This window comes from Acinetobacter thutiue, from assembly GCF_030385805.1.
Taxonomy (GTDB): domain Bacteria; phylum Pseudomonadota; class Gammaproteobacteria; order Pseudomonadales; family Moraxellaceae; genus Acinetobacter; species Acinetobacter corruptisaponis.
The window spans coordinates 225,906-241,016 of record NZ_JAUDZE010000004.1 but is presented as its reverse complement, the minus strand read 5'-3'; the positions used below and the strand labels follow the sequence as shown (position 1 = coordinate 241,016).

The following is a 15,111-nucleotide window of genomic DNA, read 5'->3' as shown; positions in this document are numbered from 1 at the left end:
GTGTTTAAATGGTTGCCATCCATGTTTGCTGCACAAGGTAATTTGGGTAACAGTCAGCTAGGCCACTATAACTTTGCGGTTACTGTAACTGATGGTAGTGCCAAGCTGAATCGTAATATTCAAATACAGGTTGCGAATGTTAATCAACAACCTGTATTTACCAGTGTGCCATTACAACTGGTTTATGAAGGTGAAACCCTTGCATTTAACTTATTGGCACAAGATGGTGACAATGATGCCTTGCGTTATCAACTTGTACATGATGCCAATACTCCAACAGGTATCTATGTAGATGCCACCACAGGTTATGTGGAGTGGACACCAGCACAGGACATGGTGAATAACCACCTGAATGATCAACAGGCATTTGACCTGACCTTTATGGTGACAGATGGGCAGGCAACTGTACTTAAAACTGTGCAGGTACGAGTGCTGGATATTAATAAAACACCAACCATTCAGAGTAGCAACCGTACTTTATTGGTTGGTCAGCAATTCCAGCTAGATGTGGTGAAATCGGCTCAAAATAGCCTAAGCAATAATGGCAATTTGTATGTATCCGATGCGGATGGACTGGCACAAACGCAAGGCTTAACAGTCAGCTTTGAACAATTGCCACAGGGTGCAAGCTATGATGTCGTGACAGGACGATTATCCTGGACACCGAGTGCAGGACAGATTGGTAAATTCGTGTTCTATGCACGGGTTTCCGATGGTTATGATACGGTTCGTCAGGCCATCACCTTTAATGTGGTTGCGGAGCACAATGCCTATCAACCTGACTTACATATTGAAACCACACCAGCAATCCCAGTTGTTGCAGGACAAATTGTAACAGCAACAGTACGGGCAGATAGTTTCAGTGCTATTGCCAATACTGTGGTTGAAGTTCGTGGTAGTGCATTAGGCACGGATCAATGGCAAGTGGTGACTTTGGATTCTACAGGGCGGGTTAAACTCACTGGACAGCAGCCTGGTCTAATTGAGATACGTGCTACAACCACTGATATTGATGGGTTTAGCCAACAACAAACGGAAACTATCCGAGTCAAAAATCCAGCAGATAACACTGCGCCAGTTCTAGCATGGCAAGGGCAGCTTGGCGGTGCATCATTAAATACAGCACCAATTGTGATTCAGAACACCACTGATCTAACTGCCTTAATTAAAGAACAGCAACTGATGGGCTATAAGCTGGAAATTGCGCGTAACAGTACAGGTGCATTGCAATGGCAGACCTTGCAGGATGTGTCATTGAAAGCGACCTATAGCAATCAGGCAGTCGATATCTTTGCGCTTGATCCTGCATTACTTGCCAACGGAGCCTATCAGCTACGCTTAACCGCATGGGATCTGGTTGGCCGAGTTGAGGAGCTATATGCCAATATTGAGATCAATAGCAGCACAAAACAATTGAATCAGGCAAGGCATGTTGATGCAAGCCTGCTACTTGGCTCAAAAGTGCTTGATTTGGTTCGTTCAATTGCAACTGACGTAAACGGCGATTTCTCTAACTGGACTAGTGCACTATTTGATACCCAACTGACCCATAACCAGCGCTTAACCAACAGTGTGGGTACAGTTGCCGCATGGCAAACAGGGGCAAAAGTCTGGCTACAAATCCCACAGGGCTTGACAGGGATTGCTGCAACACAGACCCAATACCTAAACTTTAGTTTAAGTTTGCAAACCCAATATGTGAATGGTGCAAATACAGGTATTCGCCAACTTACGCCACAATTTAGCAATGACCAAGGTTGGAGTTTAACAGCGCATAGCTCGGCTGATTTACATATCGATAACTTGGTACAACAAGGGCAAAGCCTGTATAACGAAAGTACAGGGTTGGCATGGGTTCCAAGTTATTTCAGCCTGACTGCACCAGATGGTACATGTTACCTATTAGACCAAACAGGCAAAGTACTTTCTATTCATCTGAATACAGGGGAGCAATGGCTTGTTAGTCAAAATAATATTGTGTTAGTGAGTGGACAAAGCTCACAAAGCATTGAGTTTAAGCGTGACAGTCAGGGGCGTATCAGCCAGATCATTGGGCAGAACAACCAAGGCAAAGCTATCAGCCTATTGTATAAATACAATAGTGCTAACCAGCTTGAATTGGTACGTAACCTGATTACTGGAGAAGTGGTTCAACGCTATAGTTACACTGCCGCAGGCGAAGTCCATCTGGAAGAAGCCACAGCGTATCTAGGGGCAAGTGTGGACTGGCTGAATCAAAACCAGTCTACTCCACAATGGCAGGGTGAACTCAATCACCAGACCCAATACTTTGACTTTGCCATTCGTGAATCTGAATTGGCATCCACCATTAAGGCGATGGGTTCAACAGGTGCGGTTTTAGTTGCGATTGAAACACAGGGGAATGTTCAGGACATTGATGTTGCGGATGCCACCATTGTGTCACAACAACGACAAGGCAACACAACACTGACTATAGTTCGTATTACCTCGGCAGGCTTTAAACAGTTGGCTGTACAGGGAACAGGCACGGTTGCTGTGCGTCTGTCTATCGTGGGTGACCTTAACCGTGATGGCAATGTCGATGGCTTAGACAGTAGCCTATGGCAAGCACAGGCAGGACAAAGCCAATTTGACCTCAATGGTGATGGTGTCATTAACAATACCGACCTACAAATTTTATATGCCAACTATGGCTGGAAATCGAATCAGGCACCAGTCAATATCGTGGCACAAGGCACACAAGCCTTAAAAACCCATACTGATTTATCCGTGAGTGGTGCATTGGCACAGATTGCGGTAGACCGTGAAGGTGATTCGGTTTACTGGAATATTTTAGGCAGTACCCATGGTATCGCCCAACTTTCATCAAATGGTAAAAACCTCAGCTTTAAACCAGAAGCAGGCTTCTCTGGTTATGCAACAGTCACTTTACAGGCCGATGATGGTTATAGCAGAGGCCAGCCAATTGAACTCAAAATCTATGTCAGTGATGCCAAACTGGTTCTGATCCATGTTGAGCGTTTGGCTGCATTGGCACTCGGCAATGGTGGAACCTTGCATGTCACAGGTGATTTTGCCGATGAAGATGGTGTCACCCTAACCGCAGACTATTTACAGTTTGTGAGTGATAACTCGAATGTCCTCACTGTAGATGCACAAGGTAATATCACAACCAAACAGGCAGGTATTGCCACGATTCATGTATCTGCTCGTGGTATTGAAGGTGTGAATGCAATTTCGGTGAGTTTATATGGTGATGAACCAGATACAGATATCAATGGCTTTGAAGTCGATGTCTATCCAAAAGCAGTCACTCTACCTCTTAACGGTGAGCGTCAGCTTAAAGTGACAGATGTGGATGGCAACAAGGTATCGGCTGCATCAACAGGTACAAAATACTATATCAGTGACAGCAGTATTGCTGAGATTAGTGCGGATGGTTTGATTCATGCTAAAGCAGCAGGTATTGCCCAAGTCACAGTCATCAATCAAGGACATCAATATACCTTTAGCCTGATTATCCAACAGCCTGAAATCGGTACAGCGATTGTTGATGCCAAGAAAGGCGCAGTTGTTCAGGATGCACAAGGCAACATCTTAATGGTTGCGCCAGGTTCTCTTAAGGATGGTACGGAAGTTTCAATTAAAGCTCTATTATTGAGCGATATTGATATGCCGTTACCTGCTCCAGATGTATTAACAACAGTAGCTGCATTTGATATAGATATTGGTACTGAAAAATCGCAGTTACCTTTACAGTTGGCAATTAAACTTCCAAAAGAAGTCAAGAATGCCCAAACAGGAGAAATGGAAACTCTTGAGGCTGGAAGGGAAGTATTTTTCTGGAGACAGGGCATTATTGTTGATGATCAAGGCATTAGTCATGATACTTGGTTCTTGGTAGATAATGGATATATTGGGACAGATGGTGTTGCCCGTACCTCAAGCCCACCATATTCTGGAGAAAATTTTGCTGGGCGAATGCTTGTAACTACCAGTAAAAATAATCTAACAGGTGAGGTTAGCGTTAGAGGGATAGACGTAGTAACCTTATTCTGGTCTTCATTATCTGCGATTGCAATGTCAGCTAGTCCAATGATGGCTGCATCAGCGATTGGGATTTTTGCCGCATCTGCTAGTCCAATTTTTAGCATACGTTATACGATTGCTGGTGCGTACCAATTAAGAATTCCTAATTCCTCAATTAATTTTGAGACAAGAGTATTAACGTATCCTACTTCCCCTTCTACTGCGGATTATAAACCGCAAATCAGCTCATTATCCTATGATCCTAATACTTATGAAATTGAACTAAAAGGAAAAGATTTTATACCTCCAGCAAAATCCAGCTCTCAATTTAGTGTAAAAGTGTGGCTTATTCCTAGAGGAGATCAGATTTCTCAGTCTACTCCTGAAGGTGCGGCGGCAGATAGGGGATTAGTATGGCAAGCGTTTACACCTGAATCTGTTTCAGAGGATAAAATAGTTCTGAAATTAGATCCAAAGATTTCACTATCTCAACATTATATTTATATTGAAAGAAGAGCATATGAATATTATGACGGTATTCAGAAAGAGTCAGATCAATCTATTTTAAGTGATCTTTCTACTACATGGACTGAGAAACCAAATGATGAAACAATAGTGAGCATACCAAATGGATTAATTTTCTATAAAGGGAAATTACCATTAGATATGGAAACTCACAAGGCTGAAATTCAATATTCTTATGTAAGAAATTTAACTGTAGATGAAAATGGTAACTCTTTAGAAATATTCGGTCATAAAAATGATCCGATAGCTTATAGTCTAGATGGAACGTTGGCTTTTATTGCTGGAAAAACAAATAATATCTATGTATTGGATACGATAACACGAACAGTTGTTTATACAATTTATCTTGCAGGAGACCCAAATACTCGTATCAGGAGTGTAGTTATTAATGATGGATGGTTGTATGTAGCTCAACAGGCTTCAAATGGAGAGGGACGTTTAGTTAGAATATTAATTGATACAGCTTCTGCTGAATATCTAGAAGTACAACAGGAAATTATTATCCCTGGAAATTCAAGTCCATATGGCTTTGGTGATTTAGCATTAAGTGCCGATAGATATTTGGCGATTTCAGCTCCTCAGAACTATCAATATTTAACAAATACTGGAAAGCAATACCAAATTGGTAATGCATATATCCTGGATTTAACAAAGATTTCTAGTGATGGCACATTAAAAGATAATGCTGTAGTGAGTATTACAGCAAGTAATTTTCCTGCTGCCAATAGGGGTAAAACAGTAGATAATATTATCGCTGGTTTAAAACCTGGTGAGTTTATTATATCAAGTGCTGGTGACTGGAATAGTGGAATAACAGCAATTACTGTTGAATTGGATCAGAAAGGAGATATGACTGGACAGGTTAAAGGTAAAAATGTTGACTTAACTCCAAAAATACAGGATCCATCATGGTATCAACGCTTTTCATTCCAGAATATTCAGCGAGCATCAGATGTTGTATTGGTTACTTTTAATGGAAAATTATACGCTATTGTTGCAGATTATAATTTTATATTTAATGAACCTTCTGTTTGGGGCTATGACAATGGTTTTGGCTTTGGGCATCAAGTAGGTGGAAAGCTAGGAATTATTGAAGATCCATTTGGCTATAATGGCTCCCCAAAATATTTAGGTGCAACTACACCAATTGTTGGCGGGGCAATAAGAAGCTTATCTATTACTTCTGATGGATTATTACAGGCAAGTGTTTGGATTGACGACTATTGGTCTAGTTGGGATATCTCAAGCGCAATGTATCATTCATTGTTTGTATGGAATACCTCAGCTTTAATAGAATCAGCAATTTATCATTATTATGAGAGTAATTTAAAACTCACTCATCCAATTGATCGTAATGCTCCAGTGGAAGGTAATAAAAATGGTACACAAATAAAAGAAGCAACCCCTTATAAATTTGATGATTTGATTCCTGGCAGTGATCAATATATTGGTTGGGTGTACGGGGTTGATAATTATCATAGGTCAAATGAGATTATTGATCTAAGAGCATCACCTTTATCGGTTGAGCTTCCTCCTCAGTTAACACCTGAGCAAATAGTTCTTGCCGATATGAACAATTATGAAAGGGCGCTAGTAAAATTAGGTGCAAATTTCTCTCTCATTTACAATGGAATGATAGGAAGTGTTGGGCAAGCTTTAGGATTTAATACAAGTTCTAATTTGGAAGAAATTAAACAAGCCCAACAGACTTTAAAAACAGTTCAATTTGATGAATCTGCTTGGGATCAGGGCGATTATTTAAGTTATTTGGGAGGGGCATTAATACCAAAAATGATTGATGGTATAGGTTCTTCATTTGCTGAAATTCCTTTAGAGTTTACAGATGTATTCAGTCGAGCATTAGTATTTGCTAAGGCAAGGAATATAGAGGAGTTTAATAAATTAGGAGTAATGCTAAAAAATACAGGGCTCATAGATGAAGATGTGACATATAACTACACGCCACCAGATTTACCTGTTTTAAGTATGATGGGAGAGGAAGCTCTTAAAGATGACCCATCTATTTTAGCTATGGCTAAAATATTGGCAGGTAGTGTTTCTATATTGTCGCCTTATAAAGTAGGCATACCATTGACTTTTGAAGGTGTTGCTGAGGCAGCTATAAAGGGTGATGCTAAAGCTTTATTTGATAATTCAATTGGTATGCTTTTATTGGCTGTTGATTATCGTAGTAATTTAACTGGACAAGCCAAGAAGAGCATACAGACCAGATATAATGAGTATCTATATGCTATGCAAAAGCATTTAGAAGTTAGTAAGTCTTCTTCTGATATTAAATTAATTCTGGCTTGGAAAGAGAAAGTTGCTGAGACAAGACTTGCTTTTATGAATGCCGTAGAGAAAGGTAATGCTTTAGTTAAACAACAATTTTTGCAAATTGATAAGCTAAAAGGCAATAAGGAATATAATTCGCCTACGAAACAATTAACAGAAGAAACACCAACCAATATTAGACCAATTACTGCTGATGGCTCTTTTGTGAGTACAAGAGAATCTCAGGTTTATAAGGGCGATTGGCAATATACATCTACAGTGATGTCACATACTGATTTAATGCGAAATGCTATAGCAGATGACGTATTCGTTAATTGGAAAATAAATGAGATTTTGGATGTAACGGAAGCACAGATTTCTAATTTACCTAGTGACGTAACGGTTGCCGATGTCAGAATCTTAAAAGTAGAGGACTTTACTGGTATTGCGACTCAAGAAAGAGGTATTAATAAAACTATTCAGATTGTCATGGTTGAGCAGAATTACCTGAATAAAACCTTTGGTGAAGGAGTAGATTCAGTATTCCAGTTATCAATGATCCCAGATAAACAAGGCGGTACGGTAAGTTATGATCGTAACTGGGTAAATGATACAAGTCCATTAACCATATATATGAGTAAAGACCTACTGAAAACTGAGGATGGTTATAAAGTTACTTTAGCTCGTATGGAAGATAAAATCTCTAATTATGCTTATGAGTTATTAAAAGCCAGAGACAATGGTAGACCAGATGTTAAATACAGCACATTAGAAAAAGCTGTTGAAGACAATATGTCTAAATATGCCTATACCAATGATTTAACGAATCGACCTGAGTTTTGTTTCGTAGGTGGGACATTAATACATACTGATAAAGGTTTAGTACCGATTAAAGATATTAAAGTCGGTGATATGGTACTGTCCCGTGACCAAAACAACCCTGATGGCGAGTTGGTCTATAAACCTGTCGTACGTACCATTATGACTGAAAATGTACCAGTATATTTTGCTTCATTCACTCCAAGTTTTGTTGATAACCTGCGTTTTAGGGAAAGAATGAACTTGTCACTTTATGCAGATGTATTATGTACGGAAAATCATCCATTTTGGGTTGAAAATAAAGGGTGGACTATTGCTGAACAACTTCAAATAAATGATAACGTTTTACTGAAAAGTGGAGAAACAGCTCATTTTAGTGGCGGAAGTTCTGAAAATAGAAAAATAGATGTAATTTTTAAAACTGATCAACGGAATATTGGTTATATCCCAGATTTCCACAATGGTATGAACAGTGGGCGATTTGTGGATTTAGACACAGGTCGAACATTATCTTTTGGTAGTTATGACCCTGTATTTAGAAAGTTATTTATCGAAGATACAGGATGGCGTGAGCGATTACTGGCACAAACGCCTGTAGAGCATCGAGAGCATGCTGAATTCTATGGTTTTAGACAAGGTTTCTGGCAGGATGGTGCAGGTATAGACTGGGCAGAAGGTGAAGGTCCTGTTACGACAACAGTGTATAATATTGAAGTTGCCGATACGCACACATATTTTGTGGGTGAGCAAGGGGTATGGGTACACAATAGTGATAATTGTTTTACTGGTGAGTCAGTCAGGGATTCTGTTCCAATTATACCTGGAGATGGTACAGGTAAAGTGTACTATGAAAGTGGCCTATCCAAGCTGGTACGTGCTGCGGATGACAAAACAGGAACAGTCGGACGTGTAGAAAAAAATACTAAAGCAACTAAAGAGTTAAATTGGTTTAAGTTTGAGAGTAGTGCGGAGGGTTGGATTGCAGATAAAGACGGTAATACCATAGCGCAAGCTTTGCTCTATAAAAATCCTAAAACTAGAGGGATTTATTATATTAAGTTAGGTGATTCACGTGTCATGGTGGATGCACTGGATGCCAATGGTAGGCCAGTAATTGATAATTATGGCAATGTGGTGCGCGAATATAGTAACTTTACTCAGGACAGTAAGGCTAGTGGTAAATGGGCCAAGATTAGTAATGATACTTTTGATCAAGTACAATTACTTGAAAGCTTATTCCGTGCCAGTAAAGCCTTAGAGCAAAATCCTGGTAGAGGACATGTTATTGAATTTCAATCTCCTGGAATGGCAGAAAATATTGTAAACTTTTTGGCAAAATTTGAAAGTAACCCATCTGCATTTGACTTTTCGAAAATTCCAGAAAATATGCGAACTCTTAATGGTCAACCAGCACCTTGGATTAAAGATTTAAGTTGGTTACATAAAGATATTTATTTTGCTGATGCCCAAACAGGATATACAGCAAGTCGTCGCCCATCCCCTGATACTTTTTATGCTTTAAGAAAAGTAAATGGGCAAATAGAGCTTGAAGTTTTTGATACAAATGATTTAAGACAGTTGGGTATTCTTAAAGCAGCAAAGGATATGGTTGATGCTGATGGTAAATCTATCGCAGATAAAGATTTTATCAATGATACTCGAGTTCAAGCATTACTTAAAAGTCAAGGACATTTACAAACCTTAGCTGATTTAATGACAAGTAGGGATGACAACATACAGCATACCTGTTTTGCTGCGGGTACTTTGGTACATACGGAAAGAGGGCTTGTGCCAATTGAACAACTTAGAGTTGGTGATAAAGTCTTATCTAAAGCTGCCGATGATAGTGGCGAATTAGTCTATAAAGCAATTAGCAAAACAATGGTTACAGAGAGGGTTCCTGTATTCTTAATGGAATTTGATCACTACATTGATCCTAATCTACCGATTAAAGAGCGTTTTAAATTAAGGAGGGCTTTAGATCATCAGGCAGCACCGTCTCCCCTATTGGTTACAGCTAATCACCCATTTTGGACATTAAACCAAGGCTGGGTCAAAGCAGAAAAATTAACGACACAGGACATAATGACTACTCAAGGTAATCAGCAATTTACTACGCTCGGAGGAGGAGGATTTAATTACAAATATAAAGGCATTACTCCGCTATTTAAAACAAATAAATCAGGTTTTGGCTATATTGTAGACTATAGTGATGAAACGGGGCGATCAGGTGGACGCTTTATTGATTTACTTACAGGCGAGAGAGACTATAGTGATCCAGCCTATAGGCCAATAATTGATAAGCTTTGGATAAATGATCATGAATGGAAACAACACTTACTTGATCAGACTCCAGAAGAACATCGTGAACATGCTGAGTTCTATGGTTTTAGACAGGGTAACTGGAGAGATCCAGATACCGTAGAATGGGGTGAGGGTGAAGGACCTCTCACCATGACAGTCTATAATATTGAGGTTGAGGATACGCATACCTATTTTGTTGGTGAAGCAGGTATTTGGGTACACAACTGTGGGGGTGAGGAAACATTCTCTAACAGCTTAACCATTGAACAAATTCAAACCTTATTACCTGCTGCCATGCAATACTGGATTAATGCAGGCGTACCTGAGCAGGAACTATCTGAAAAGCTGTCTGAATATCGTATAGAAATACAGACACTTGTGAATGATGTAGCTGCGGTTACCAATTATCAAGCTAAACGTATTACTTTCTCACCTAATGCTTCTGGTTTGGGATGGTTTGTCGATGCGACACCAATGGATTCCATTGAATTTACAATGCAGGGTGAAGATTTAGGTCGAGCAAATGGTCAGGTTGTTTCTGCTGAACATATAGACTTACTTACAGTAATGATTCATGAGCTAGGGCATGTACTCGGTATATCGGTTACGAATGAAGCTAATGATATTATGAGTGGAAATCTTGAAGCAGGCATGCGTAGGTTGCCTACTGTTCAGGATTTGTTAAGAAATGTCGAAGAAGAAATTCTGACTCAGAATGAAAACTTCATAGGCAAACAAATTACTGTAACTCGAAATAGTCAAGGTCAGCCAATATACACATGGCACTCTATTGATAATGCGAATGCTCACTTTACAGCGTTGGAAAACACTCAGGGTTGGAAAACACGAGGTAGTGTAACGCTTGGGGAAAACTCAGCCATTCTACAAGAAGTTGGTAGTAGCCACACTAACCTATCCCAAGCCTTTAAACTAGGTTCTCAAGATCGAGTGCTTACATTCACGGTAAAAGACCAACATTTAACTGACTATAACAATAGTCCAGATGATGCCTTTGAGGTTGCGCTGCTTGATGCAAAAACAGGTGAAGCACTATTTAAAGTGAATGATCTGACAAATACCGATGCACTGTTTAACCTACAGGCGAATGGCCAAAGCTATTTGGCCCAAGGTATTGAGCGAGTCATCAATAGTGATGGTAGCCAAACATTCTTTATCAATCTGGATCAAGCCCTCATTGGTCGGGAAGTCTTACTTTCGTTCGATTTGCTTGGTTTTGGTGCAGCAGATAGTTCAGTCACCTTGAGTAATATTCGTTTGATTGCTGAACCTTTAGCAATCAATGATCATTATCAATTTGATGAAGACACCACTGTAACAGGTAATGTTTTAAATAATGACTTACTCATTGGTAAGTCAATTGAAAACGTTGTGCTAGTGACCGCACCACAACATGGCGAGCTGGTGTTACTCGCCAATGGTGAATTTAGCTACGTACCGCATGCCAACTATTTTGGTACAGACCAGTTTAGCTACTACTTTGTCACTGTTGATGGTCAGGAATCCAAGGTTGCGACAGTACAGTTAGAAATTAACCCTGTAAATGATGCCCCTATATTTGGTCAGCAACCAAATTGGGAGATTGTGGCAGGTGAACCATTGGTATTGGATTTTGATGCCTATGTTCAGGATGTTGAAAACAACCCAATTACCGTACAAATCACGCAACAATCGCAATACGGCACCATCAGCTATGATGAAAGCACGGGGCAATATATCTACCTCGTGGATAAAGACTTTGTCGGCGATGATACCTTTACAGTTGTTTTAACTGATGGTACAGATAGTTCACAGCCTTATACCTTTAGTATTCATGTCTTGGCATCAAATACTGCACCTGTATTAAATGCTCAAGATATTATGGCTGATGAAGATCAAAACCTTATCTTTGATCCATTGGCAAGTGCCTATGATGAAGATGGTGATGTGCTAATCACTTACTTTACGACACAACCACAACATGGACGCTTGGAGCAGTTGGCAGATGGACGTTATCAATATATTCCAAATGAGAATTACTTTGGTACAGACAGCTTTAGCTACTATGTCACAGATGGAGAATTAAACTCTCAGGTTGTTTGTGTATCTATCACCATCAATGCTGTGAATGATGCACCAACTTTGGCGGCACAAGCCATTGTGACGGATGAAGATACAGCGGTAATTATTGATTTACTTGTAACTGCACAGGACATTGACGGTGATGCCTTAACAGCAGTTATTGTGAATGAACCAATGCATGGACAACTTTTACGATTGCTTGATGGACATTATCAATATATACCAAATGCCAATTATCATGGTACAGACAGTTTTAGCTATTATGTCACTGATAGTGCGTTAAACTCTCAGGTCGTGACTGTTTCTATTAATGTAAATGCTGTAAATGATGCTCCGACTCTGACCGCACAACAGTTTGTGACAGATGAAGATACAACCATAACAATTGATTTATTGGCAACAGCACAAGATATAGATGGGGATGTTTTAACTGCTGTAATTGTGGCTCAACCATTAAATGGTGAGTTGGTTCAATTAGCTGATGGCCGTTATCAATATGTACCGAATGCAAACTACTTTGGTGCGGACCACTTTAGCTACTATGTAACGGATGGGGAGTTAAACTCTCAGACTGTTACGGTATCTATTACGATTCATGCAGTAAATGATGCGCCAGTTGCAACTTCACAAATGGTACAAGGTCTGGAAGATCAGGCACTCACCTTAAAATGGACTGATTTTGCAGTCAGTGATATTGATGGTGATAGCTTGGAAATCGAAATTACAGCCTTGCCACAATCGGGGTTATTACAACAGTTTATTCATGATCAGTGGGAATTAGTGAGTATTGGCACACGCCTTAATCAAGCTGATTTCAATGCTGCACGTGTTCGTTTTGTTCCATTTAGAGATGAATCAAGTGACAGAGCCATTGCAGGGATTGGAAACCAAAAAGCAGTTTATGCCCAAGTGGGTTATAAGGCTTTTGATGGACAACTTTACAGTACGGCTACATTCCTGAATATTGAAATTGAGGCAGTTGCAGATCAACCAATATTAACAATTGGCTCGACAAATAATGAAGAGATTTTATTCCAGACTGGTTGGGAGGGTGCAAGTAACCCTGATCTAACTTCGACTTTACTTCAACAAAATATGTTTGAGGGCTGGACATTACTCAAGGGACTGGACTGTAACCTGTTTGGTACGGACGGTTTTGAAATCTGGAGTAATGGCGACCGTATGGACAATGCCTATGGTCAGCTTAAAACAGTTCAGGCCAAAACTGGCAATGGCAATCACTGGTTAGAACTCAATGATGCTGGTCTGTTCCAGGCTCAAACATTAGGCATTTCTCGTAATGTGCAAACTGAATTAGGCCGTAGCTATAAACTCAGTTTTGACTATGCAGGACGATTGGGCTTTAGTGAATGCTTTACCCAGATCGGGATTTATGTCGATGGTAAACGTATTGCAACTTATGCCAACACCAGCCCAAATGATCAGCTCAACTGGCAAAATATTCAGTTTAGTTTCGTAGGTACAGGTAAACTGCAAAATATTCAGATTCGTATTGATGCTCCACTGACTCATTTAAGTGGACGTGGTGCCATGATTGATAACATTGTATTGTCAACCAGTAAGCCACTCAATCGAGGTAAAGAAGACCAGACCATGCCACTGTCCAGTATTGCAGCCCAGTTACAGGATAAGGATGGTTCTGAGCAACTGAAACTTGCAATTGCAGGGTTGCCATTAGGCAGTCAACTCAGTGATGGTACGCACCAGTTTATGGTGACGCAGCAGCAAACTATTGCAGATATCACAATGTGGAATCTCAATACATTGCAGTTCACCCCACCAAAAGACTTTAGTGGCGAGTTGAAGCTACAAGTAGTGGCGAGTAGCATTGAACAATCCAATGCCAGCATTGCGACAGCAATCCATGAATTGACGGTATATATTGAAGCCGTTGCCGATGCACCGAGTCTGGAAACGCAACAATCGCAAAATGCCTTAACTAGCCGTGAGATTTTCCATACAGAATGGGGCGGCGTTTATAATGCAATCCTGAATAAAAATGCAACAGTGGTATATGGCTGGAGTCTGGATGGCTGGACAACTCAGAAAGACCAACTACTCAAACTGGATGGTTTTGAGGTTTGGCATAATGGGGATCGGATAAAAAATACTGCAAACCAAACCATTACATTACAAGGTGCCACAAGTGATGCCTGGATACGCCTAAATGATGGTAAAGACACTTTATACCAGCAAACAGCGATAGAACGTCAAGTGAGCACGGTAAACGGCAATAAATATAGCTTAAGTTTTGATATGGCAGGCCTATTGGGGCAGGCCGCAAACTTTGGGCGTATTGGCGTTTATGTAGATGGACAACAAATTGCAGTATTTGATGCGGTGAGTGGTCTAACCGCCTTGAATTGGCAACAATACCAAGTTGTCTTTGATGGTAATGGTCGTAACAGAACCATTCGCTTCCAGATTGAAGGCAACATCAGTGGACGAAGCGCCTTTATCAGCAATATTCGTTTGACGGAAACGTATACCTCGACAGCGAATCAGGTCTACGCCATGGTTGGGCAAACCACTTACTTGCCAATTATTGCGGCACATAGTAATGATCAGGATGGCTCGGAGCGTATCAAGCTGGAATTGACAGGTTTTAATCAGGGCACAGTACTCACCGATGGAACCAACTACGTCACAGTGAGTTCAACTCAGCAGTGGATAGATATCAGTGCTTGGGACTGGACCCAGTTACGCTTTGCAAGTAGTCGAAATCAGGATATGACCATAGAGGTGAAAGCCACAGCAATTGAACAAAGTAACCAGAGTAGTGCAAGTACAACCACTGATATTGCAATTAAGATGTTAGATGGTCAGGCATGTGTTAATCCATGGCAATTGGTCAATGGTTTTGTCTCCACATGGGTAAATCAACTTCCGTCTGTTTCCTTAACAGTCAAAGCTCAGTGGGCATGCTCAATTCCATTGCTTTCAACCCAGTTAGAGTTGAACATCATTCCAAAAGATGAGGATGATGACCTGATTCTACTCCGTCAGGAAGAACAGTCCGATGCATGGTTAAAGGCTTTGGAACAAACAGCACAGCAGCATTGGAAACAATTATTTTAA

Annotated in this window: 1 protein-coding gene (cut by a window edge); it reads left to right on the top strand. The window is 40.3% G+C overall.

Annotated elements, in window-relative coordinates:
- Positions 1-15,111, top strand: the final stretch of a protein-coding gene (locus QTA56_RS11305; protein ID WP_267981051.1) for a tandem-95 repeat protein. 21,288 nt of this gene lie to the left of the window's left edge; 15,111 of the gene's 36,399 nt are visible here — the last part of the coding sequence; the start codon falls outside the window, past its left edge; its stop codon occupies positions 15,109-15,111.